At 53.4% G+C, this 24,892-nt stretch carries 19 protein-coding genes; 14 read left to right on the top strand and 5 right to left on the bottom strand.

The window, feature by feature from the left end:
* Positions 1-339: 339 nt before the first annotated feature.
* From pdhA to WHS46_13865, 9 genes are all read left to right on the top strand, one after another.
* Positions 340-1,446: a pyruvate dehydrogenase (acetyl-transferring) E1 component subunit alpha gene (gene pdhA / locus WHS46_13825; GenBank protein MEJ5349754.1), complete on the top strand. Its 1,107-nt coding sequence runs from the start codon at positions 340-342 to the stop codon at positions 1,444-1,446.
* Positions 1,439-2,425, top strand: coding sequence for an alpha-ketoacid dehydrogenase subunit beta (locus WHS46_13830; GenBank protein ID MEJ5349755.1), 987 nt, complete (start codon positions 1,439-1,441; stop codon positions 2,423-2,425). Before pdhA ends, WHS46_13830 begins: the two co-directional genes overlap by 8 nt.
* A 15-nt stretch (positions 2,426-2,440) precedes the next feature.
* Positions 2,441-3,733: a dihydrolipoamide acetyltransferase family protein gene (locus WHS46_13835; GenBank protein MEJ5349756.1), complete on the top strand. Its 1,293-nt coding sequence runs from the start codon at positions 2,441-2,443 to the stop codon at positions 3,731-3,733.
* Positions 3,734-4,264: 531 nt separating this feature from the next.
* Positions 4,265-5,713, top strand: a complete 1,449-nt coding sequence (gene lpdA / locus WHS46_13840) for a dihydrolipoyl dehydrogenase (protein MEJ5349757.1) — start codon at positions 4,265-4,267, stop codon at positions 5,711-5,713.
* A 369-nt stretch (positions 5,714-6,082) separates the two neighbouring features.
* The gene (locus WHS46_13845) at positions 6,083-6,922 is read left to right on the top strand and encodes a substrate-binding domain-containing protein (protein MEJ5349758.1); all 840 of its coding nucleotides are present in this window, start codon (positions 6,083-6,085) and stop codon (positions 6,920-6,922) included.
* 42 nt (positions 6,923-6,964) lie between these two features.
* Entirely contained in the window at positions 6,965-7,654 is a 690-nt protein-coding gene (locus WHS46_13850) for an ABC transporter permease (protein ID MEJ5349759.1), read from the top strand.
* Between the two features lie 28 nt (positions 7,655-7,682).
* A complete protein-coding gene (locus WHS46_13855) occupies positions 7,683-8,732 on the top strand; it encodes an ABC transporter ATP-binding protein (GenBank protein ID MEJ5349760.1) in 1,050 nt (349 codons plus the stop codon).
* Positions 8,733-8,980: 248 nt separating this feature from the next.
* A complete protein-coding gene (locus WHS46_13860; GenBank protein ID MEJ5349761.1) occupies positions 8,981-9,391 on the top strand; it encodes a hypothetical protein in 411 nt (136 codons plus the stop codon).
* A 134-nt stretch (positions 9,392-9,525) separates the two neighbouring features.
* A complete protein-coding gene (locus tag WHS46_13865) occupies positions 9,526-10,515 on the top strand; it encodes an ADP-ribosylglycohydrolase family protein (GenBank protein MEJ5349762.1) in 990 nt (329 codons plus the stop codon).
* Positions 10,516-11,616: 1,101 nt separating this feature from the next.
* On the opposite strand, the gene metG is transcribed toward WHS46_13865, so the two are convergent.
* The 5 genes from metG to WHS46_13890 are packed head-to-tail and all read right to left on the bottom strand — an operon-like array spanning position 11,617 to position 17,297.
* Complete coding sequence (gene metG, locus WHS46_13870; GenBank protein ID MEJ5349763.1) at positions 11,617-13,569, bottom strand: methionine--tRNA ligase; 1,953 nt, start codon at positions 13,567-13,569, stop codon at positions 11,617-11,619.
* A 3-nt stretch (positions 13,570-13,572) separates the two neighbouring features.
* Entirely contained in the window at positions 13,573-14,523 is a 951-nt protein-coding gene (locus WHS46_13875) for a stage 0 sporulation family protein (protein MEJ5349764.1), read from the bottom strand.
* Positions 14,459-15,529, bottom strand: coding sequence for a DNA polymerase III subunit delta' (holB, locus tag WHS46_13880; protein ID MEJ5349765.1), 1,071 nt, complete (start codon positions 15,527-15,529; stop codon positions 14,459-14,461). The genes WHS46_13875 and holB overlap by 65 nt, the downstream gene beginning before the upstream one ends.
* 3 nt (positions 15,530-15,532) lie before the next feature.
* A complete protein-coding gene (gene tmk / locus WHS46_13885; GenBank protein ID MEJ5349766.1) occupies positions 15,533-16,207 on the bottom strand; it encodes a dTMP kinase in 675 nt (224 codons plus the stop codon).
* Positions 16,194-17,297 (bottom strand): HD domain-containing protein, encoded by a 1,104-nt coding sequence (locus WHS46_13890; GenBank protein ID MEJ5349767.1) that lies wholly within the window; start codon positions 17,295-17,297, stop codon positions 16,194-16,196. Before WHS46_13890 ends, tmk begins: the two co-directional genes overlap by 14 nt.
* Before the next feature lie 478 nt (positions 17,298-17,775).
* Between WHS46_13890 and WHS46_13895 the strand changes: the two genes are divergently transcribed.
* The 5 genes from WHS46_13895 to WHS46_13915 all read left to right on the top strand — a co-directional run bounded on the left by WHS46_13895 (position 17,776) and on the right by WHS46_13915 (position 24,691).
* Positions 17,776-18,750 (top strand): DUF4126 domain-containing protein, encoded by a 975-nt coding sequence (locus tag WHS46_13895; GenBank protein ID MEJ5349768.1) that lies wholly within the window; start codon positions 17,776-17,778, stop codon positions 18,748-18,750.
* Between the two features lie 120 nt (positions 18,751-18,870).
* Positions 18,871-20,478, top strand: coding sequence for a hypothetical protein (locus WHS46_13900; GenBank protein ID MEJ5349769.1), 1,608 nt, complete (start codon positions 18,871-18,873; stop codon positions 20,476-20,478).
* Positions 20,479-20,722: 244 nt separating this feature from the next.
* The gene (locus WHS46_13905; GenBank protein ID MEJ5349770.1) at positions 20,723-22,459 is read left to right on the top strand and encodes a GTPase; all 1,737 of its coding nucleotides are present in this window, start codon (positions 20,723-20,725) and stop codon (positions 22,457-22,459) included.
* A gap of 112 nt (positions 22,460-22,571) precedes the next feature.
* Complete coding sequence (locus WHS46_13910) at positions 22,572-22,787, top strand: PLDc N-terminal domain-containing protein (GenBank protein ID MEJ5349771.1); 216 nt, start codon at positions 22,572-22,574, stop codon at positions 22,785-22,787.
* A gap of 17 nt (positions 22,788-22,804) precedes the next feature.
* Complete coding sequence (locus WHS46_13915) at positions 22,805-24,691, top strand: SurA N-terminal domain-containing protein (protein MEJ5349772.1); 1,887 nt, start codon at positions 22,805-22,807, stop codon at positions 24,689-24,691.
* Positions 24,692-24,892: the final 201 nt, after the last annotated feature.

Raw genomic sequence — 24,892 nt, forward strand, 5'->3', positions numbered from 1 at the left:
ACTAAGGTTCTTGGCCAAGAAATAAAGAAGGGAATTCAAAATTGCAACCGAGGTTTTTGAAGGTGGCATGCGGGCCACTTTCTGAACACGGTTCAAACCGGCACGCCCATGCTGCATGCTTTCGCTGTTTTGAACAGCCTTTCCGAGACAACCTACAAGATCCACATTCCATCTGTTTCCAAAGATTTTTATTGACATATGATTTTTCGCCAAGGGATGCCTTGCCGAAGTGGATCCGGTCATGTTAGCGGGATCGATAAAGTGCCTGTTGGTTCTGGTGGAGGGATCGTTCAAGGATCGGAGTACGGCAAGAGTTTTCGGTTAGGAAAGGAGTCCTTTATGCCGCGCAAGCCGTTGGAAGTGGACAGTCCCCTAGAGTTTTTGGCCATCCTTGATGAAGAAGGTCTTGTGGATGAATCTCTCGAGCCAAAACTTTCTCAAGATCTGCTTTTGAAACTTTACCGATTCATGGTTTTGGGTCGTCGCTTTGACGAGCGTATGCTTCAGCTGCAGCGCCAAGGCCGTATCGGCACCTTTGCTCCCATCAAGGGGCAGGAAGCCTCTCAGTTAGGCGCCGTGGCGGCTCTGGAACCTCGAGACTGGATGGTTCCTTGTTTTCGAGAGACTGCGGCGCAACTGTGGCGTGGCACCCCTATGGAAAGTGTTCTTTTGTATTTCGGGGGATTTGATGAAGGTGGACGCATCCCCGAAGGGCAAAAAGACTTGCCCGTGGCCATTCCTGTGGCATCCCAACTGCTTCATGCGGTCGGATTAGCCTGGGCCGCCAAGTATCGAAAGACCGACGAAGTGGCCATGACTTTTTTCGGAGACGGCGCAACATCGGAAGGCGACTTTCATGAAGCTCTCAATTTCGCTGCCGTTTATCAAACCCCAACCGTCTTTGTCTGCCAAAATAATCAGTGGGCTATTTCCATTCCTCGATCCAAACAAACCCGATCGCGAACGCTGGCACAAAAAGCTTTGGCCTATGAAATGCCAGGCATTCAGGTGGACGGGAACGACGTTTTGGCCGTGTACACGGCGGCCAAGGAAGCGGTGGATCGCGCTCGATCAGGAGGTGGGCCGACCTTCATTGAATGTGTGACTTATCGCATGGCTATGCACACGACGGCAGATGATCCCAGCCGATACCGAAGCGAAGAGGAAGTGGCCCAGTGGGCTCGAAAAGATCCCATAATAAGGTTCGAGAAATACCTTATCGCTAAAGGCTTGTTGGATTCAAAGGCGATCGAGGCCATGGCCTTGGAAGCGGACTCAGCGATTCAGCAGGCTGTGAAGCGCTATGAGGAGCTTTCCCAAACCCTTGGAGATCCATTGCAAATGTTTGATCACCACTTTGAACAACTGCCTGCCCATTTGCTGGAACAACGCGAAGAACTCCGGCGGTATTTGAAAGAAGAAGAGGAGGAGACCCGCCATGCCTAAGATGACCATGGTGCAAGCTTTGAACCTGGCGTTGCGCCAGGAAATGGAAAAGGACGATCGGGTTGTGGTTCTGGGGGAAGATGTGGGAGTGGACGGCGGGGTGTTTCGCGTCACCGAAGGTCTGATCGATCGCTTCGGCCCGGACCGTGTTTTAGATACACCCTTGGCTGAATCGGCCATCGTGGGTATGTCCATCGGCATGGCGGTTTATGGGCTTCGGCCTGTATGCGAAATTCAATTCTCTGGATTTACATATTTAAATTTTCATCAAATCGAATGCCATGCATCACGACTTCGGCACCGATCTCAAGGGCGTTTTACGGTTCCCATGGTTTTGCGCACCCCCTATGGCGGGAATGTGCGAGCTTTGGAACATCATTCCGAAAGTCGAGAAGCCTTTTACGCCCACATGCCGGGACTCAAGATGGTGATTCCTTCAAGTCCTAGAAATGCTCGAGCCCTTCTTGTAAGCGCTATTCGGGATCCGGATCCCGTGATTTTTTTTGAACCTAAAGCTGTTTATCGAGCCTTTCGTGAGGAAGTGCCTGAAGAAGAGGAAACCTTTCCCATCGGTCAGTCTGTGCTCCTGCGCGAAGGTCGTCATGTGACCCTCATTACCTACGGGGCCTTGGTGCGACCCACCCTGGAAGCTGCCGAAAGACTCAGTAAAGAAGACGGCATCGAAGCCGATGTTATCGATCTTTTGACCCTGTCTCCGCTGGATGACACGCTTTTTGTCAATTCCGCCAAAAAGACCGGACGCGTGGTCATTGTCCATGAGGCTCCGCGAAGCTATGGCCCAGGCGCCGAATTGGTGGCGCGCCTGGTGGAAAGAGCTTTCTACTATTTAGAAGCTCCGGTACGTCGCCTGACCGGTTTTGATGTCATCATGCCGCTTTTCGCTCGAGAAAAAGCCTACTTTCCAAACCCAGGGCGGATTGCGCGTGCCGTGAAGGAAACCCTTGAGGTGGCAGCCTGAAACGGAGGATCGGCGATGGGAAAAGTCTTTCGATTGCCCGATTTGGGGGAAGGCATTCATGAAGGAGAAATCATAGAGGTGCTGGTCAAACCGGGACAATCCGTTACGGAAGGTCAGCCTTTGCTTATTGTGGAAACGGACAAAGCCAGTGTGGAAATACCTTCTCCCTTTACTGGTGTGGTCCAAACGGTGCATGTGGAAGCAGGCCAAGTGGTGCACGTGGGAGATCCTTTGGTGACGGTCCTTGAAGCCGAAGAGATCTCGGCGATCCAGGATCGAGAATTCCCGGCCAAGGTTCCAAGTGTTCGGGAACCGGTCGTGCCTCTCCAGGAAGGGCTTCCCGTGGCGGCTTCTCCGGCAACGCGGCGTTTGGCCAGAGAATTGGGCGTAGATCTTCGAAGCGTGCGTCCCAGTGGGCCTGGTGGGCGTGTGACCGCAGAAGATGTGCGAAAAGCGGCTCAGACTTTGCAAAAGCCCGAGGCACCTTCCGCCCGAGTACCCGATGTGACGGTACCGACCGAAGCCGTGCCGCCGCCGAGCCTTGCAGCCAAGGAAATCGGCCTCGAGAAACCCCTGGCAGCGGCACCGGCGGTACCCAGCGAACGTCGTATCCCGTTGCGGTCGGTTCGACGGGTTATCGCGCGCCGTATGGCGGAATCCTGGGCAAAAGTGCCCCATGTGACCCACCACGAAGGGATCGACATCACGGAGCTGGAACGGCTTCGCCAGCAACTGAATACCGAAACGCCCGAAGCTGAAAAGCACCTTTCCCTCACGCCTTTTCTTGTCAAGGCCGTCGTGGCGGTCCTCAAAGAGTTTCCGGCTTTTAACGCCCGCCTAGACGAGGCCCGCCAGGAAATCGTTTTTCAAGAGCAGTTCAATGTGGGCGTGGCCGTGGATTCGCCTCGAGGTCTCGTGGTTCCGGTGCTCAAAGAGGTGGACCGTAAAAGCGTCGTGGAACTGGCCGCTGAACTCAGGCAGGTCTCACAACGGGCTCGATCCGGTGAACTGACCCCCGACGATGTTTCGGGAGGCACCTTTACGGTCACCAATATCGGCCCTTTGGGTGGGCGAGGGTTTACGCCTATCATCAATTATCCGCAGGTAGCTATTTTGGGGGCCGGTAGAGCACGGCTTGAACCCGTCGTGACAGGCACTTTGGAAGAACATAGCATAACGGTTCGGCTTATTCTGCCTGTGGTTTTGGCTTTTGACCATCGTGTTGTGGACGGGGCGGATGGAGCTCGCTTCGTCAATCGGCTAAAAGCACTTCTGGAGGATCCGCGGAAACTTTTGATCGCGTTATAAAGCGCGAAAAGCTGACCGGCATGACGACTCCAAAAGATTATCTAAGAAGGTACTTTTTCTATGGGCGCGGGCGAGCCGACCGCTTTCACAGCAGGTTGCCGACAGACACACGGTGTTAGGACAATCGCTGGATGTTTTTCATCTTCGACGTGTTTCTCTCAAAAAATTCCTGCACCAGGAAAAAAACCGGATGTTTTTGTGGAAGCGCGGTCCTCTGGCCCCATTTCTTCGCGGTCAAGACGTCCGCGCCTCCGGAAGCAGACACAGTTCAGGTTTGTAAAGCCACGGTGTGCCGTGCCCTTACCTTTGAAACATCAGTTTTCCAGAGAGCGCGCTAATGACGTAACGCTCTTTACGAAAACGGGGCACCCGCACTCCCAGAGAAAACTTCGTTTTTAGGCACATGACTCAAAGGGTGTTCCGCAGTATTCCGAGTCTGGTTATCAACCAAATTCCAAGAGAACCAATTGGCTTTGGCAAAGGGAAGCGAGCCGGTTTTCCACACATAGGACAATAGAGGGGTAATGCGCTATGGTGATGGGGGAATTGAGTCAGGAAACCGAGGTGGCGGTCATTGGGGGAGGACCTGGAGGATATGCGGCGGCTTTTCGAGCCGCCGATTTGGGTCTCGAGGTGACTCTGGTGGAACTAGAGCCTCAATGCGGAGGGACATGCTTGCTAAGAGGTTGCATTCCCTCCAAGGCTTTGTTGCAGACGGCCGAAATCATTTGGGACGCTGTGGAAGCCTATCATCGAGGCGTGCGTTTTGAAAAACCGCAACTGGACTTGGACAAACTTCGAAGCTGGAAAGACGGTATTGTCCAAAAACTTGCCGCGGGCTTGGATAATCTTGCCAAGAGACGAAGCGTTCAGATTCTAAGGGCTCGTGCTGTTTTTGAAGACGCGCACACTCTTCGATTAGAAGGTTCCGAAATCACGCATCTTAAATTTCGCCATGCCGTCATCGCCGTAGGATCCGAACCCATAACTCTTTCCGGCATTTCCTTGAGCCCTCAAGGGCGCATCATGGATTCCTCGGGAGCCTTGGCCCTGGAAGAGATTCCGAGACGGCTTCTTGTGGTTGGAGGAGGCTATATCGGGTTGGAATTGGGTTACGCCTACGCTGTCTTTGGAAGTCGGGTCACACTGGTCCATCGAGGCACCAACATTTTGAGCGGTGTGGATGAAGACTTGGTGCGCCCTTTAGCCAAAAGGATCGGGGCTGTTTTTGAATCGGTGCGCTACAAAACCCAAGTGGAAGAACTTCGGGAAGAAGCCGACGCCGTGGAAGTTGTTCTTAAAGGTCCTACAGGGACGGTTCGCGAAAGGTTTGATCGTGTTCTGATCGCCATCGGCAGAGCGCCCCGGAGCCGCGGCATAGGTTTGGAAAAGGCCGGTGTTGCCGTCAACGAAGCCGGGTTTATTCGGGTCGATGATCAGCGTCGAACCTCGGTGCCTCATATTTACGCCGTGGGCGATGTGGCGGGACAGCCCATGCTGGCGCATAAGGCCATGCGTGAAGGGAAAGTCGCCGCAGAGGCCATTGCAGGCATGCCTTCAGCGTATGATGTGCAAGCGGTGCCGGCTGTGGTTTACACGGATCCTCAAATCGCTTGGGCGGGACTTACGGAAAACGAAGCCCGTCAAAGCAAAATTCCGGTGAAAATCGCAAGGTTTCCTTGGGGAGCTTCGGGTCGGGCCCTGACTATGGATGCTGCCGACGGTTTGACAAAGATTCTTTTTGATCCTGATTCCGGTCGGCTTCTGGGCATGGGAATTGTGGGCCGAGGAGCCGAAACCATGATCGCCGAAGGGGTTTTGGCCATCGAAATGGGTGCTTCCGCCGAAGATGTGGCCCTCACCGTCCATGCCCATCCTACACTGTCCGAAACCGAAGGCGAAGCGGCTGAAGTGTTTCTCGGCAGCGCCACCCATCTCTACGTTCCTCGAAGAACGCAAGAAAAAGTCACGTATGAATGATGTTTATGAGATACACATGCCCTTTTTGTTGGGAGAACTTCAGGGGCTTACGGCGGATCGAGCCAATATCACCCGATGACTCAAGCCTGTTCAAAATGGTTATCCTGGCTTGAAAAACATCGGTGGTTGGCATTTTCGACGTCTTTTCTCCATGGCCATAGCCCAAAGAACTCTTTCGCGCCCCGAGCGTCACCACAAATTTTTATTGACCCGCCGTTATATCATATGAGATACAACGCATGTTTCGGTGTGTGTTTTGTTCTTTGGAATCAAGGTCTTGAAGAGATTGTTTGGTGCGGGTGCCGGGGCTAGGAATCGAAGTCGAAAGGTTTCCTTAAAACGGGTTGCTGTGTGCATGGAGGAGAAGTCATGAAAAAGATGAGTGTGGTTGGTGTCTTGGGCCTTCTGGTGCTGCTCTCTGGTCTGGGAACTTCGATGGCCTCAGGTGAAGAGGTGCTTATGATGGCGACGACCACCAGCACGGATGCCACTGGTTTTCTGGATGCATTGGCTCCACAAGTCAAAAAAATTTTGGGTATTGATCTGCGTTGGGTACCGACGGGGACAGGTAAGGCTCTGGAACTTGGAAAGCGGTGCGATGCGGACATTCTTTTGGTGCATGCTCCGGAGGCTGAAAAGGCTTATGTGAATGCTGGTTACGGAAAGGAACGGCGTCGGCTGATGTACAATGATTTTGTCCTCGTGGGCCCCCCCAATGATCCGGCCTCTGTCCGTGGAACGACCATTGAAGAGGCCTTGCGTCGTATCTACGCATCGTCCTCGGTTTTTGTCAGTCGTGGGGATGATTCCGGAACCCACCAGAAGGAAAAGGAATTATGGAAAGCAGCCGGCATTGGAAACTTTGCGTCCTTGCCGTCTTACTTGGAAACAGGCCAAGGGATGATGCCCACGTTGGATGTGGCTGCTGAGCGTCGCGGCTACACATTGACGGATCGAGCCACTTTGGCCAAATTCCTGGAGGATCCTAAGCGTGCTGGATCTTTGGACGTACTTGTGGAAGGCGGTGAGATTTTGCTTAATCGGTACAGTTTGATCATTGTAAGTCCGGAAAAATGCCCTAAAACTAAGCTTGAAGCAGCCAAGCGTTTGACCGATTGGATGGTTGGACCTGAGGGCCAGGCCTTCATCGAAGCCTTTCGTGTCTCGGGGAAGCAGGTCTTTTTCCCGGACGCTGGCGGTCCTCAATAAACGAGGGGCTTCCCCGGCATCCAAAGCTCTGAGAGGACTCATGTGGATTATTTTGTCGTATCATTTGGAAAAGCTCTCTCTCTGCTCCTAGGTGGTGATCCTGAAACTTACTCGGCTCTTCGAACGACGCTTTGGGTTTCGACGACTTCCTTAATCATGAGCCTTCTTGGAGGTGTCCCGCTGGGCTTTCTTTTAGGGTACGCCTCATTCCCGGGGCGTCGCTTTCTACGCACGCTTGTGGACACGCTCCTGTCGCTCCCAACTGTCCTCATTGGCCTTTTGGTCTATGGGCTTCTGACGCACCATGGACCTTTAGGCCGATTTGGTTTGCTTTTCACCGTGCACGCCATCATTATCGGGCAAACCCTTTTGGCTCTTCCCATTGTGATAGCTCTGACGGCGTCCGCTGTGGAAGCCTTGGACGAACGTCTTCATGTAACCCTTTTATCTCTGGGTGCTGGAAGATGGCGTCGGTTCCTCACCAGCGTGCGTGAGGCGCGTTTTGGATTGCTGACGGCATCGGTGACCGCCTACGGCCGGGTACTCACGGAAGTGGGCATTGCCATCATGGTTGGAGGCAACATCAAGTGGCACACTCGAACATTGACGACGGCTATCGCCTTGGAGACCAACAAAGGCGATTTCGCCTCGGGCGTGGCCTTGGGTCTTATCCTTCTGTCTCTGGCTTTCCTGGTCAACATCGCATTATATGGTCTCAGAAAACGGGTCTAAGTGCGGTGATGATGAAGGCGAGTCTTTGATGGATGTTCTCATGTCTTCATCGACACCGCTCTATGAACTAGACAGAGTCGTGCACATTTATGACGACCGGCCGGTTCTTTCCATCGAGCGTTGGTCGATGGCGCCGGGCGTTGTCTTGGGTCTCGTGGGCCCCAACGGAAGCGGAAAAAGCACGCTTCTTCGGCTCCTTGGCTTTGTCGAGTTCCCAGTCAGGGGTAGCATTTCGTTTCAAGGCCAAAGGGTCTCTCGGAATAACGCCCCGCACTTTCGCCAAGTCGTTACGTTGCTTCCCCAGAATCCCTACCTTTTAGATCGCACGGTGGCTGACAATGTGGCCTATGGGCTCTCTGTGCGAGGGATTCATCGGGATCGCACGGCCCGCGTGGCTGAGGCACTCCGATGGGTGGGATTGCTTCCCGAAGTCTTTGGACCTCGTTCGGTGCGCTCTCTTTCAGGAGGGGAAGCTCGTCGAGTGGCCTTGGCGGCGAGGCTTGTTTTGCGGCCTCATGTGTTGCTGTTGGATGAGCCCACAGCCGAAATTGACATGGAGACCGCGTACCTTCTCCGTCAGGCGGCCTTGAAAGCCCGTGCGGTGTGGGGAACCACAGTGGTCATGACCAGCCACGATTGGGGATGGCTTCTGGGGGTTTGTGACGAAATCCATCAGATGCATGGCGGGCGCCTTTTGGGTCGAGCTCCAATGAACCTTTTTGAAGGTCCGTGGAATGATGCGGGTGTGCCAGGAAAAGTTTGGAAAGATCTTGGTGGGGGTCTGAAACTTATGCTTGCGCTCAACCGATCCCGTGGAGCCACAGCCGTTGTACCTTCGGAACATGTGAGCCTTTTTAAAAGTCTGCCTGAAAGCCTTAAAGATCGGCCCAATGTTTTTCAAGGAATCATCACGGAACTTGCCCTTCATGGCCGAAACGACCTTATTTTGGTTACGGTGCGCCTGGCCGAAAGAAGCCTACTGGCGTCGGTTTCCAAGGATCGCGTGAGCGCCGAAGGTCTTCAGCTCGGAACCCCGGTGTGGGCTTGGATTCCTGAAGATCAATGCCGCTGGGTTTGAAATGTTTTGGCTTCCAGACAGGAATGCTGTGGGACCGATCTATGACACGCCATCATTCTTTAAGTTTCCCGTGCCATGTGAGCTGTTGTCTAACAGGCGGCCTAATCTTTTGGAGAGATGGATGCCGGGGTAACCACCAAGGCCGATCTGGCAGGCTTCGCTGCAATGGCGTGGACTCCATTTGTGTCCACAGAAGGCGAGGTTTTTAAGTACCAGAGGGGACACTCGATGGGCTTGACGATGGCCCCTTGGGAACGTTGAATGGCATAGGTTTGAACAGGAACTTCAGAAGACAGCCGATTCCCTTCATAGAAGATAAGGCGACACAAAAAAACGAAAAGGTTTTGGAACGCATCGGGCGTCTCAAAGGAAAATACAGCATTGTGGCTCACTTCTATGAGATCCAAGTCAGTGGTAAAGAAAAAACAAAGCATGCAATAACAATAACTTCAAAAAACGACAAACCTGGGCTAAAAGTCTCAAGAGGGCATGCTGCAAAGAAAATGTATTCAAAATCTGAGGAATCGGCCGTAGTCGGTCTTGCGCCCTTTCAGATATCGAGCGGTGACCGAAGATCAGCGTTCAAGCAGGTCGGCGGCAAAGACAAAATCGACTTGTGGCCGGAAATCTGGAGTCGGGCCTTCCTGAGAGCGTGTTAGAAATTTTCGGACCGACTCCCGCTTTCAGGTGGCTGAGTCGTGGTTTAACCTGATTGTTATCGATATGCGGTAGTCGAAACGGGTGGCGTGTTTGTTCGAATGGTGTTGAGCGAATACTCAGGGTGGGAGGTCATATGAGAATATTGAACAATGGCGACAGCTCAACGCGGCGGAACCTTCGCGACATTTCTGTACTCTCCCGTGCCCAAGGGTGTCTTCTCGGCCAGCTTGCCGGTGACTCTCTAGGCAGCCTGGTGGAGTTTCGGACTCCGGATGACATTCGGCGGGAATACCCGAATGGCGTCCGTGAACTTGCCGATGGAGGCATGTGGAACACCATTGCCGGCCAACCGACCGACGATTCCGAAATGGCTCTTGCACTGGCCCGCTTGCTGGCGGCCCAGAGAAGATACGATCCCGAAGAAGCGAGAAAGGCCTACACCTTCTGGCTGAAATCCGGTCCCTTCGATTGTGGTATGACAGTCGAAGCTGGTCTGCGGGGCCGTCCCAATCCGGACAGCCAGGCCAACGGCGCGATGATGAGGATCAGCCCGTTAGGCATCTTCGGAGCCAACCACAACCTGGCGTTGGTTGCGGAGTGGGCACGGCAGGACGCGGCGATCACCCATCCCCATCCGGTCTGTCAGCAAGCGAACGCATTGTTCGCTATGGCGATTGCCTATGCCATCCGCGAGGGATGCGACGGCCGAAATCTCTACGAGCAGATTTTGACCTGGGCGGAAGACATGAAGGTGGATGGGAGCCTTTTGGAAGCGGTCCGAGGTGCCGCCGAATCACCGCCAGCGGATTATGTCCGCCTGCAGGGGTGGGTGTTGACGGCCTTTCGCAACGCCCTCTGGCAGCTTCTGTATGCCCCGAACCTGGAGGAAGCCGTTGTGGACACGGTCATGCGCGGGGGAGACACGGACACCAATGCCGCCATCTGTGGTGCACTTCTAGGCGCTGTCCACGGCCGGGACGCCGTTCCCGCTCAGTGGGTCGAATCCGTCCTGAATTGCCGGCCCGCAGCGGGAAAACCGAATGTGCACCGTCCTCGGCCCGAGTGTTTCTGGCCGGTGGATGCCTTGGAGCTTGCGGAGCGGTTACTGGGGTTTGATCAGTGAGACATGTCGACGCACCAGGGAAAAGAAAGATCCTGATTGGGTGGGAGGGACGAAGTTACGCCGCGGTTAACACAAATTGACAAAATTCTGTTGTGACAAAGTGCTGTTTCCGGTCGAAGTGGCCCGAGGGATTGGATGATGTGGTTCAGCCACGAGTACCGCCGGCCTGGGTTTGGCATTTCCGACGACCTGGCAAAATTGGCCGAGGGCGACGGTAACGGCGGAGCGGCAGCCGACCGGCAGGTGGTACAAAAGCATGGCACTCGTGGGCCGCTACGTAGGCTTGCATTAGATATCAATTCTTTGTGCCGACCGATTGTCAGGGAAATTGATTTTGACACCGCTTTCGGCAACTCAGGACCGACATACTCTTTGATAACCCGTTTATATGAAAACTTTTCGGTTAACGGCGGGACAAAGAAAACGTTTATGAAGAAGGTTGCACATGGGGAGCCAAAATGCAATCCGCTGATTTTAGCGGTTCTTGTTTCGCGCAAGACCCCGTGGAATGATCCCCTCGGGGTCTCGTCGTTTCACGCGTGTCCACCAAGACTTACCCCCGCCCGCCTGCACATTTACCCGGATTCTCCTTTTCGAAGCCCGTAGTCTGCGGACCGGGTGCGACTCTGGGTGTTGCGGGCGCTCACCGAAAATGCCCTCTTCGAATTGTTCCGTTCTCAGTTTTTCAAATTGCGTTGCCTAACCCAATTTTGTCACAAATTAACTGAAAAAACCCAGATTGACCGACTCTGGTCCTCTCAGTCGATGAAAACACCTTTTTAGGAGGGTCAAAATTTTAATATACGTGGCGCTGCACATCCACCGTCATTGAAAGGATCTTCGGCGGATCGACCAGGTTTTTTGTCACGTCGTTTTCACGGCTCGTGTGTTTCAGGGCAAGTAAAGGAGCACGCCGAGGGTGTTACCCAGACCTTGGTCGGGCATGATGGAAAGGCTTGACGGAAGAGGGCGTAGGGCCAACCCTGCTGAGGGTGTCAGACAGACCTTGGTCGGGCGTGATGGAAGGGGCCGGTGGGGGCTGCAGGGCGGGATGGTCTGGTGCGGCTGGAATGGCTTTGGCCGCCCTGCAGTGCGGAAAGATCACGAAACTTTGGAACCCGGCACAGTGGGAGCGTCCGTGGTGATGAGGCGAAGACCTTGCGGGTCATGGGCGGCCAGAATCATGCCTTGGGATTCGACGCCCATGAGGCGTACCGGTTTAAGGTTGGCTACCAGAATGACGGTTTTGCCCACGAGATCTTCTGGGGCGTAATGTTCTCCGATTCCGGCAACAACCTGCCGTTTTTCCCCGAGATCCACCGTAAGCTGCACAAGCTTTTTGGATTTTGCCACCCGTTGAGCCGCCACCACCGTGCCCACTCGTAAATCCAATCTCTGAAATTCCTCAATACCGATGAGACCGTCTTGAGCTTCGGTTCGGCTCAGAGAAGTGTCCTTTTTTGCCGAAGCCGTCTCGGGTTTCTTAGGCGGGGCTTCCTCGCGGGCAGCCGATTTTTTCGTATCTACCCGAGGGAATAGGGCTTCCCCTTTTTCCACGGCTGTTCCTTCCACCAGGCTTCCCCATACGGCTTCACGGTCCAGACGCACTTCCAGAGCCTTGCGTGCTATCCCAAGCCGGGAAAGCATTTTTTCAGCGGTTTCGGGCATAAAGGGGGTGATAAGCACAGCCACGGTCTTGTTCACTTCCAACAAGGTGCGTATCACCCTTTGCAGGCGACCGCGACGGGAAGCCTCTTTGGCAAGATCCCAAGGGGCTGTGCGATCGATGTATTTGTTGGCCGCATTAATAACTTCCCAGACGGCCATCAGGGCTTTATGGAAGGCCAGTTGCGGTATTTCCTGTCGATAGACATCTATGGTTTGTTCCAAGAGATGTCTCAGTTCCGTATCCTCGGGTTCTTCCGGATCTCCCCACGGCGGCACCGACCCCGCGAAATATCGAGCGGTCATGGCCAAAGTGCGGCTGAACAGATTGCCCAAATCGTTGGCCAGATCCGCATTGAGACGCTGCACAAGGGCTTCCTCACTGAAATTGGCGTCAAGCCCAAAAACCATTTCACGAAGCAGAAAATACCGAAAGGCATCCAGGCCGTAGGTGGGAGCCAGATCCAAGGGACGCACCACCGTGCCGCGACTCTTGCTCATTTTGCCTTCATTGATTTTCCAATACCCATGCACATTGAGATGCCGGTACGGTGCAATGCCGGCGGCTTTGAGCATGGTAGGCCAAAAGATGCCGTGGGGTTTCAGAATATCCTTGGCAATGAGGTGTTGGGCGACAGGCCAAAATTTCTGAAACAGTTCTCCATTCGGGTAGCCCAGACCGGACACGTAGTTGATCAGGGCATCAAACCATACATAGGTCACGAACCGTTCATCAAAAGGCAGAGGGATACCCCAGCTCAGCCGTTCCCGAGGCCGTGAAATACAGAGGTCTTCCAAAGGTTCCCGCAGAAAAGCCAAAACCTCGTTCTTGTAACGTTCCGGCCGAATAAAATCCGGGTTTTTTTCGATATGATCAATAAGCCAATCCTGATAGGCGCTCATGCGAAAAAAATAGTTGGCTTCTTCCCGTTCCACGGGTTCTTTGTCATGATCAGGGCATTTGCCGTTCACCATTTCCCGTTCCGTGATGAAACGTTCGCAACCCACGCAGTAGAGTCCTCGATAGGTATCGAAATAAATGTCCCCCTTGTCGTAAACCTTTTGAAGAATGTCTTGCACCGCGCGCACATGGCGAGCTTCGGTGGTGCGTATAAAATCGTTGTGGCTGATGTTCAGTTTTGGCCAGGTTTCTCGAAACAAGGCGCTGATGCGGTCCGCATAGCTTTTGGGATCGGTTCCCGCGGCTTCGGCCGCCTGCACGATTTTGTCTCCGTGTTCGTCAGTTCCCGTGAGGAAATAGGTTTCATAACCCATGAGGCGATAAAACCGGTTCAATACATCGGCCACAATGGTTGTGTACGCATGACCGATATGGGGTTCCGCATTGACATAATAGATGGGCGTCGTGATGTAGAAGCGTTGTTCCATGCTTTATCTTCCTTCTTCGTCGTCATCATCATGGTCGTCGTCTTCGTCGTCGGCATTGTGGTCGGGATCCAAGACGGTTTTTTTCAAGGAGTCCTGATTCGCGGGAGAAGCCGACAGAGCCTCACGGCGGCACGGCGGCAGGCTTGAGGAGACCTCCGGCAAAGGTCCATAGGAAATTTCCACTTCCTCACCGCTTTCCAAAAGCACGGTGATGGTGCGATCCATAACATTTTGACGAATCACCTTGCCGCGACCTTTAGGGGTGTCCACTTTCTTGCCCAATTTGGGCATGCCTTGCTTGTATTCCCGATACACATCGTATTCGTACTGAAGGCAACACATGAGCCGCCCGCAGGCGCCGGAAATCTTGCCGGGATTGAGACTCAAGTTTTGTTCCTTAGCCATTTTGATGGAAACAGGATGAAAGGAACGCAGAAAGGTGGCACAGCACAAAGGCCTTCCACAGGTTCCCAATCCTCCCACCATCTTGGCCTGATTACGGACACCGATTTGTCTAAGTTCCACTCGAGTGCGATAACGGCGCACCAGATCTTTCACCAGCTCTCGAAAATCCACACGGGTTTCCGCCGTAAAATAAAAGATGATTTTGGATCGATCAAAAAAGCATTCCACATCCACAAGGTTCATGGGTAGGTTCAATGCCTGAATGCGTTCCAAGCAAAACCTTTCCGCTTCTTCTTCAAAGCGCATGTTATCGAAGTGTTTTTCGATCTCTTCCGGATTGGCGGGTCGTTCTATCGTTTTAATGTCCTTGGGATGCACGTCGAGATTTCTCTTGCACGGCCCTTCCACAACTTCTCCCAAGCCCATACCCTGCTCGGTATGAACGATTACGTAATCACCTTTGCGAACATCCCAATTTCCGGGATCAAAGTGATAGACCTTTCCTCCCTCTCGGAAACGGATACCGATAACCTTTTCCACTTTGTCCATACACCACATCCTTTATCTTCAGACACACGGCTTCCAGCAGAAGCTGTTTGGCCGCGTGTGCCTTAAGGTGCTGCAGAGCGGTTTCTAGCACTTCAAGCACATGCACCAGACTTTCCACCCGTGAATGCTTCCATGGAGCTCGAGCCACGGGGGCGGCTTCGGTGCACGTAGTGTTTGCGGACGACTTCAGGTGAGTCACCAAAACCTCACGCACGGCGAACTTAATACATTCCAAGTCTTGTTCCAAGTTTTCCGTTTCTTTAGCCCATTGGGCCACATCCTGAAAAAAGTCGATCATAGGGCTTTGAAGAATTTTTTCCAGCCGCTCCATCACACTTTCCATGCGTTCCAAAAGCTTTTCCTGAGCCCATGCGCGGGCTTTTTCCAAACTTCCGAAGCTCAGGTGCGCAAGGCGAAGGGCGGTTTCTTCATCCAGGGACATTTCATCTCGAAGCGTTTCGGCCACGCTTTGAGGATCCAAAGGACGGCATCGTAGGTGGCAACAACGCGAGACGATGGTCGGCATCAGGTTGTAGGGTTCCGGCGCCAACAACAGAAAAACGTTGGATGCCGGAGGTTCTTCCAGGATTTTGAGCAAGGCGTTGGCGGCTTCCTCGGTAAGGTCCTGACAATCCTCAAGGATGATCACCCGTCTTCGGCCTTCATAGGGATGGACACGGCATCTTTCCTTGAGGCTTCGAATTTGAGCCAGTTTAATGGCGGATCCGTCCTTGGAAATGACCATGACGTCAGGATGCACACCTCGGACAATCTTGCTGCAGGACACACAACGCCCACAGGCCATGATCGGTGACGACTCGTTTTGGGAAAGCTCCATTTTTTCCGAGCAGTTCAAGGCTTTGGCGACTTCCAAGGCCAGAGCCTTTTTGCCGACTCCGGGCATACCGGTAAAGAGCAGGGCATGAGGAAGTTTGCCCTTCCGAATCATACGCAAGAGCACATGTTGTGCCTGAGGTTGTCCTGTAAAGACTTGATGCAAGGACATGGGTCATTTCCTACTTCGGAAGTCTTCCTCGACTTTGGGCCGTGTGGCCTCGAGAGCCGTCATCACATCCTCGATCACTTTCGGTAAATCCTGTGCGGCATCGATCACAATAAAGCGCTTTGGATCTCGACGGGCCAGGTCCAGATACCCATGACGTACCTTTTCCAGAAACGTCAGACCTTCTTGTTCCATTCGGTCTCGCGTCACCGAACGCTGTGACAAACGCCGCCAGGCGACGGTTACCTCACAGTCCAAAAGCACAGTGATGTCCGGAAACAAAGAGCCGAGCACCACTTTCTGAAGATCTTGCACACGTTCGGCTCCCAGACCTCGACCCCAACCCTGGTAGGCTACGGTTGCGTCCCGAAAACGATCGGCGAGAATCCAGACACCCTGTTCCAAACAGGGGACGATGGTTTCGAATACGTGTTGCGCCTGACTAGCTGCATAAAGACAGGTTTCCGCCCATGGAGCTATGGGGGAAAGCCGAGGTTCCAAAAGAAGATTACGGATTCTTTCGCCCAACCTTGTGCCGCCCGGTTCACGAATCACCCGTACCTTGTGGCCCAAGCCTTCGATCCAGCGGCGGACATGATCCAAAATCGTGCTTTTACCCGAACCGTCAATGCCTTCCACACTGAGAAAAACGCCGCGCACAAAAGGTTCATGCGTCCTCATGGCTTGAACCTTTTCGAGCAGCTTCCGGCCACAATGGCAGCTGAAAGGATTCTCGAACGGTACCGTCACGGGAAAGTGCCGAAGAAGCTTCTACAGGGGGCGACTCATTACGATAGCCTCGATAAAAATATCTGCCATAAAGCGACTGATAAGCCGTCCATGCCGATTCGGGATCCTCATTCTTGGACAAAATATCGTCCAGGCTGTTCATGCGAGCGTCCAGATCATCGGCAAGGTGCAAAGCCAAAGCTTCTCGAGTCATGGGCTTCTGAACAGCGCCGTATTCCGTTTCCCCATGATGGCTTAGAATCAAATGCTTCAGAAGCATACCGGTTTCGGGAGGAAAATCCTTGCACAAAGCCAGTTTGCTGTTGAGGATTTCCACTCCCAAAACCATATGACCTACCAATCGCCCTTCGTCCGAATAGTCGATTACCAGGTCATAAGTGTATTCTTGAACTTTGCCGATGTCGTGAAGAAAGGCTCCCATGAGCAGCAGTTCTCGGTCCAAGGACGTATACTGATCGGCGATGACCGTCGTCAGGCGCATGACCCCTACGGTGTGTTCCAGAAGACCGCCGAGATAAGCGTGATGGACGGATTTGGCTCCCGGAGCTTTTCGAAAACGTTGCATGAGGGTTTTGTCTGAGCACAAAAACTTGGCCAGGGTTCGTAGCGGCTTTTGGGTCAGCTTTTGAAGCATGCCTTGAAGCTCATTCCACAATTGGTTTATGTCCCTGGGGCACACGGGAAGAAAATCCCCTGGATTCACCTTTGCCATGGGCACCGGCTCAAAACTATGCACATGAATCTGGATTTCATCGCGAAACAGTTCACTGCGCCCTTGAACTTGAAACACCTTGTGCCCGGCCATAGCTTGGGACGCTTCCTCGGCGTTTTCCCATAGCCGAGCCGTGAGGCTCCCGGTTTTATCCCGAAGCTTCAGCGTGAGAAAAGGCTTGCCGTTTTTGGTGGTGCGCAGTTGTTTTTCGTCCACCACAAAAACGCCGGTCACCTCTTGGTTCGGCCCAATATCGGAAATACGGTGCATTATCGAATCTTTCTTGGAACGAGAAGCTTCATCGTTCATAAACCTGCTGCCTTTTTGTGCGGAGGATGTCTATTGAGCCTGAAAGACGATGGGAACCCGGGTTTTTTCCTAGGAGAGTGGGCGTTCCGCCCGCATGATGAGCGGGCCGAAGGTCTGCACTCCCAAGAAAAGGATCACCATCCTTTATTGCTGGAGCAGCCCCTAGAGGCTCCCCGAGAACCGGCAAGAGCAAGGTCTCTTGCCGGTTTAAAGTAGGGGAGAAGGCGGCGCCTCGCCCCTACAAGCGTGAAACCATGTCTTTTTCTGAAAGAGCCGGTCTCCGGCCCGCCTTGTGTTCCGACGGGACACCCTCGCTGCCAGGGAAAGATTCGTTCCAGGACTGGATCCCAGCAACGTCCAAAAGATACTACAGGAACAGCATGTTTTTTCAAAGGTGTTGTCATCACCTCGAGGATCATCACTTGTCAGAGAAGCCTAAAGGCCCTAGGATGACCCGAAAACCAAGAGGGAGAGGACCGTGGAAGCCATCGCTCAACTAGGATCGCTTTTGGGGCTTTCTTTTATTTGTGGGATCAATCTTTATGCCACGGTGGCGGTGGTGGGCCTCTGCCTCAAGCACGGACTTGTCCACGGCCTGCCTTCGGAACTGTCTGTATTGGCCGACGATGCGGTTATCTTTGTGGCTCTCCTTCTTTATTTCGTGGAATTTGTTATAGACAAGATTCCGGGTATGGACACCCTATGGGATACACTGCACACCATCATCCGTCCTTTAGGTGGAGCGTTGCTGGCTGTTCTGCAAGTGGGCGAAGGTTCACAGGCTTTGGAAGTCATCGCTTTTATGATTGGTGCGAGCCTGGCTTCAGTAGCTCATATGACCAAGGCTGGCACTCGACTTTTGGTGCAGGTGAGCCCGGAACCCTTTTCCAACATGGTGATCAGCCTCGGTGAAGATCTTTTGACCATCGGCTATGCTTACTTATCTTTGGCCTATCCACGATTGACCTTTTTTTTGACCGTTGTTCTGGTGGCGGGAGTCCTTTTGGTGCTTCCCCTCTTGTTTCGAGCTGTTTTGATGGCTGTGCGGGGTCTGGGTCATCGTCTCGGATCGGTTTTGGGTATGGTCTCCTTGAGCTATGGACCGAGAAAACTTCCGCCTTGGGTCCAGATGGCTTTTGAAGGAGTCCGCGAAGACGGTGAAGAGATTCTTTGGGCGGGAAAAGCTTATGCCTTGCGGCTTCCAGGAGTGCCCCGCTATGCGTCCATGCATCTTGTGCTTTCGAATAAAGCGGCCACCTTTTTCTACCGAAAATTTTTCCGAGAACGGCATCTGAGGCTGCTCAGGGAAAATGGGACTCGAACCAGCCTGGCTTTAGGAAAACTTTTCGGTGTCTACCTCTTTCTTTCCGCCGGAAACTCCTGGACCATGGCCGTGTACCGATCCCTTGTCGAGACTCTTCCTTCCCAATGGTGGAACGCCAAAAACCCATAGAACTTAAGACCTTCTAAAGACATGGTGCCAAACGACGGTTCGCCGACTTTTCCTACTGAATCCCTAAGGGTACCAGGATTTACCGAGGAAGGCCTTCGACTTTTCGAAGAAGTGCAAAGTGTGGTTCGTGAAAAGAACCTTCTGGCCTACAAGGAAAAGACGCCTCTTTTATGGGTTTTTTTCTTGGGAGGCACAGGAACCGGCAAGTCCACGGTTTTTGACGCCGTGTGTGGTGCAGCCGTGAGCGCCGTGGGAGCGGAAAGGCCCAAAACGGCGGGAGCCATCGGTTTTGTGCATGCGCAAGCGGTCTTTGAGCCCGGCTTTCCCTTTCCGGAATTTCGTTTCATCAAGCATCCTCTGGATCCGTCCCATGGCTTGTCTCCTTTACTCGGGGAACCGGGTGTGATTCATCTCTGGGTTCATGATCTTCTGGAATGGGCTTCTGTGATCTTGGTGGACACACCCGATGTGGACAGTGTGGAGGTGGCCAACCGAAAACTGGTGGAAACCTTGTGGCGCTTGGCGGATCTGGTGGTGTTTGTGACGAGTCAAGAAAAGTACGCCGACGAGGTGCCGTCGAAGTTTTTAAAGAAGATCGTGGAAGAAGGCACGGACGTTCTGGTGGTGTGCAACAAGTTAGGGGGAGAATTTCAGGAGACGGACATTCGCGAAATTTTGGAAAAGGAAACACGGATTCCTGAAGGAGCTCTGTGGCTTCTGCCTTTTATGGCCACCAATCCTCTTCAGGGTTTGCCGCGGGATCCGGCATTTCTAGCTTTTTCCAGGACTCTCAAGAACAAGCTGGAGCAAGAGGAAGCCACCCGAAGGCGCGCCTCTTGGATATCCATGAGGAAGAAGTCCCTGAAGCATCGTATGGAAAAGGTTTTGGACGGTATCTCCGCAGAGCTGCATCAGGCGCACCGATGGAAAGAGCAGCTTCGGCGTTATGGCGAAGAGGCCGTGGCTCAGATCATCGAAGATCAGCACAGCCGTTTTTCTTCCGAAACCCGATCCTATCTGCAGGCGGAAATTCGCGATTTGTTTTCCCGCTACGATCTTTTGGCGGGTCCGAGGCGCTGGTTGTCCCGATGGGTTACGGCACCTTTGCGCCTTTTGGGGCTCAAGTCTTCCGAACCGACCCCCGATCGTGGCGAAGCTCTGCAAAGGATCAAGAACCGTATTCACTTGGGGGGTATTCAGGCCGCTATTCAACGTTATGGACGAAAGGTGCTGGAAGAGACAGTGCCGGACCGGCCCGAAAGCCCCATTCATCAGGCCGTGACAAAGCCTGGGGTACTCATGACGCCCGAAGAAGTGGCTGAACATGTCTATCGGGAACAGGAACTTCTTATTCAGTGGTTGGAAAAGGTCTTTCTGGATCTGGCTCGAGACATTCCCAAGGGGAAAAAGTGGGGTATTTATTCCACTTCGGTCCTTTGGGGACTCTTGATTCTCAGTCTGGAAGTGGCGGTGGGCGGAGGGTTGTCGGTCGTGGATGCCGTCGTGGATGCCGCCATCGCTCCGTTTGTCACCAAAGGGGCCGTGGAACTCTTCGCTTACACGGAAATTCAAAAAATCGCACGGCAGCTCTCCGAAAAATACCGGGCCAGCCTTGTTTCCGTGGTCGAAGCGCAAAAGCGCCGTTTTGAAGCATGCTTGGAACCTCTGATGCCTTCCGCGGAAGCCGTGGAAACATGGCGTCGTTGGACCCATGACATTCGAGTGTAGGAAGATGACACTGTGTGGATTAAGGAGCATGTCCCGTAACGGTCGCCCCCATCGGAGCGCGGGTGAGCCGGCGGCGCACATGGCGGGTTAGACTCCCGGCCTTTCAAAAAACAGCCCAATTCCCCTTTCTAGGGGCGAGGCGCCGGCTAATCCCTGCTTCGAAACGGTATAAGAGATCTTGGGATTGCGAGTTCCCGTTCATGCGCCTGAAGCGAAAAGGATACTGAAGACTCAAGGAAGCCGTATGCTTGAGAAGAGACAGACTTTTTCCAATCTTGAAGATCTTTGGGGTCATCTCCATGATGTGCATGCCCTGCTGACTTCGGGATCCTTTCTGCCCATCAAGGATGAAGATCGTCGGGTTCTGCAAAAGCGACTTCAGAAGATAGAGCACAAGCTGCATCAGCTTGAAGATCGATCGCTCCTCATTGGGCTTGTGGGCGGCACAGGGGTCGGCAAATCCACCTTGATGAACGTTCTGGCCCAAGAACCCATCGCTTCCGTAAGTCACCGAAGGCCGCATACGGACCGAGTCTTGCTTTATCGGCATGTTCACTGTGTGGTGCCCGGAACCCTTAAGTCCCTAGACGGCATCATGACTGAAGTGGTCCACGAAGCCGAAGCCGCCAGGCACATGATTATGGCCGACCTTCCTGATTTCGACAGCCTAGTTCAAGAGCACCGACAACGGGTTTTGGCGTTCATGGAACACTTAGACCTGGTGTTGTGGGTGACAACGCCGGAAAAATACGCCGACGGCCGCTTTTACGAAATGCTTCGGGAAGCACCCAAATCTCGAGAAAACTTCGCCTTTGTTCTTAACAAAGCGGACCTTCTGTTTTCCGAATCGGACGCAGCCGCCTTTTCCGAAGATCTTCTCAAGGTGGTTCGTTCCTTTGAGCGGCTCGTGCGGGAAAGTGGAGTCAAGGATCCAGTCCTTTATGTCATTTCCGCTGGAGAAGTTTTGCAGGGATCACCTCTTTCGCCCTGGAATCAGTTTCCTTTTTTGCGCCGCTGGGTGTTTAGGGAGCGGAACGCCAAAGAAATTCGGGCTATTAAAGAAGCCAATCTGGATGCTGAATTCCAAGCCTTGATCCTTGCCCTTCGTGAAGGAATGGAGCAGCTGGAGCGGGCCGTGCAGGCCTTGAACCTTCTTGAAAGTAGTGTTTTGGAGTCCGGGAGTCTTCAAGAGGCGGCTTCGGTGGTGCAAGGGGTCTTGAGTGATCTTCCTTTGGTGCATAACCTTTCCCAAAGCCTGCAGAATGCCGGTGATCTCAGCGGCGCTGCCGCTCTGTTGGCCTGGGTGCATCGCCTAGGAGATAAGGAGCCCGACGCGTCGCATGCTGCCGTCCTTTTGACGCGTGAAGTGACCTCGGCTCTTGAAAAACGTTTTCAGGAACATCTGGTCGCGATGCGGGACCAAAGCGTTATTTGGGCTCGACGAGAAGGATTGGCGGAACCTCTTCGAGGGGAACTTCTGGAAAGGCTGCATGAATCCTTGGATCGGATTTCCATCGCGAAAGAAGTTCGAGAAGCCGTCACCTTTGCTATTATTCAGGCCCAGAAACAAGGCGTAGCTTTCATGCGTCGTCGCCAAAGGCTGTGGAGCTTTATGATCACAACCTTGTTCCTGCTTGCCCTAGGAGGACAGGAAGCTTGGCGGGTCGCTTTGGCCGATCCGGGCATGACGTCCTCAGTGGCCCTGGTGGCCGCCATGGTGGAAAAGCTTTTCAGCGGCCAGGGTCTGGCGGCTTTGGGTTCATGGGCTTTTCTACAGCTGGTGGTGGGAGCTCGATTTTATCGAGAATACAAGAAATCCTTGCAGCAGCGCAGCGAAGCGATTATAGACACGCTGCAATCGGCTCTGGAGCAGGTGTTTCGCCAAGCCATGGAACAACACCTTGAGGTGATCCGCCGGTGCCGAGAAGAAATGAAAGAAAGGCTTGCCGTCATGGGCCGCTTGGGCAAGAGTGCTTCTTAGAAGGCTGTTCCACAGCCAGGGCGGCTGATGGTTTTCCTGGGGACGCGGAGCTCCAGGAAACAGGCGGGAAATGTGAGGGCGTGCGGGTCACGATTTTTTTGAGGACGGATCTATGTCTTTACCGCTGAAGATTCTCGTTTTGGCGACTCTTTTCGTGCTTCCCATGGTTCCTACTTTTTGGGCCATTCAAGAGATTCCCAGGCGTCAGTTTCGCAGCCGAAGGCGCAAGATGGTCTGGTTTGCCGTGGTGGCCACGGTGCCGTGCCTCGGAGCGATCCTCTATTGGGCTTTGGAAAGACGCCATACGACACCGATCATGGCTGCGTAAAGGAGGATATACAGCTCATGCTCACCGTTTTTCGTGAACATGCCGGCAGTTGGATCATCAAAGTCGCCCTTTTTGCCATCATCGTGGTTTTTATCTTTTGGGGCGGGTATTCGTATAAGTCCATGAAGGCCAGCCGTTTGGCGCGGGTTGGGGATGTTTATGTGACCTATGCCGACTACGAAAAGGCTTATGATCATCTATTGGACATGTATCGGCGCCAGTTCGGCAACCAGATCACTCAGGAACTGCTGGAACGTCTCAATCTGAAACAACAGGCCCTGAATCTGCTCATTGACCGAATCCTGATCACCCAAGCGGCCCATGTTTTGGGCTTGCATGCCGGACCGGAAGACATTCAAGCGGAGGTTCTGTCCATTCCCGCTTTTCAGGTGGATGGACGGTTTGACAGGCAAAGGTATTTGTCGATTTTGCAGCATAACCGGCTCACCCCTCAGGTGTTTGAACAACAACTGGCTCAGGATCTGACCCTAAGGCGTGTGGAAGCCTTCGTCAAAGGCCAAGCCATGGTCAGTGACGTGGAAGTGGAGGCGGACCTACAGTATCGATTCAGCAAAATTCAGGTGGCTTACGCTCAGTTCGATCCCAAAAACTTTTTGGATAAGGTGACCGTGGATGAGGCTCAGATGACAGCCTTTTTTGAAAAAAACGCCGACCGCTACAAGGAGCCGGAAAAAAGGGTTTTGGTCTATGTGCCTTTTGTTTTGGATGAAGAACTGGGCGGCTTGGCCGTGACGGAAGACGAAATCCGCACCTATTACGAGGATCATCGCGAAAAGTTCCATCAGCAACACCAGGTCAAGGCTCGCCATATTCTTTTTCGCCTCAGCGAAGGAGCTAGCGAAGATGAAGTGAAAAAGACGGAAAGTGCCGCTCGAGCTGTTCTTGAAAAGGCGCGCAAAGGTGAAGATTTCGCCGCCTTGGCCAAGGCCCATTCCCAGGACGGGTCGGCCCAAGATGGAGGGGATCTGGGTTGGTTTAGCAAAGATCAAATGATTCCCGCCTTCGCTGAAGTAGCGTTTGCCATGAAACCTGGGGAAGTGAGTGATCTGGTGCGTACACCTTACGGGTTCCATATCATCAAAGTGGAAGACGTTCGTCCTGAAGAGACGGTGCCTTTAGAAAAAGCCAAACCCCAGATTGAACTGAATCTCAAGCGGGAAAAAGCTCGAGATATCGCCTATGATAAGGCTCGAGCCTTCGCCGATGCGGCCTATGCCGACGGCGATGTGGCCAAAGCCGCGCAGCGCCTTAACCGCGCTGTGGAAGCTCCCGAGAAAGCTTTTGCCGCCGGGGATTTGCTTCCCAAACTGGGGCAGGCTCCACAGGTCATAAAGGGTTTGTTCAGTCTTGGGGAAGGAGATGTTTCCGACGTGCTGGAATGGACCAACGGGTTTGTGGTGGGGCAGGTCAAGGCCATTCAACCGCCGCAGGTTCCTCCTTTGGAGCAGGTGAAAAGCCTTGTGGAACAAGACCTCAGGATGGAAAGGGCTCGAGAAGAAGCGGAAAAGGCGGCCAAGGCTTTCTTGGAAAAAGCGCGTTCCGTGGGAACTTTGGACAAAGTGAGCCAAGATGTTGCCGTTCAGGTAACCCAATGGTTTTCACGCACGGAACCGGACGATAAGTTGCGGCTCTGGGGAGAAGCCGCCGAAGCGGTGTTTCAATTGCAAAAACCTGGCGATATGCTTCAAAATCCCTTGTCTCACCAAGGAACTTTTCTCATTTGCCAACTTCTCGGCCGACAGAATCCGAACCCGGAAACGCTGGAAAAGGAACGGGAAAGTGCGCGAGCGCGCCTTACCCAAATCAAGCAGAACCAGCTTTGGCAGGCTTGGCTTGCCAAACAGCGTGCCATCGCCAAGGTGGAAATTCTTCATGAACTGTAGTCGCCACATCCAATTCACGGGCGCTTTGAAAATGGAAACCTTCCTCCCGGTCCTCAACGACCTGTAGGGGCAAATCCAAGGATCCGCCAAAACTCGCCACGAGGGCGCGTGGTCGCGGGGCGCACACGTCGGTGCGCCCCTACGGATTCGTGTCCTATCGCATTATCTCACAGCATCAGCCGGCAGGTTTGGTGTTGTGCT

The organism is Desulfosoma sp., assembly GCA_037481875.1.
Taxonomy (GTDB): domain Bacteria; phylum Desulfobacterota; class Syntrophobacteria; order Syntrophobacterales; family DSM-9756; genus Desulfosoma.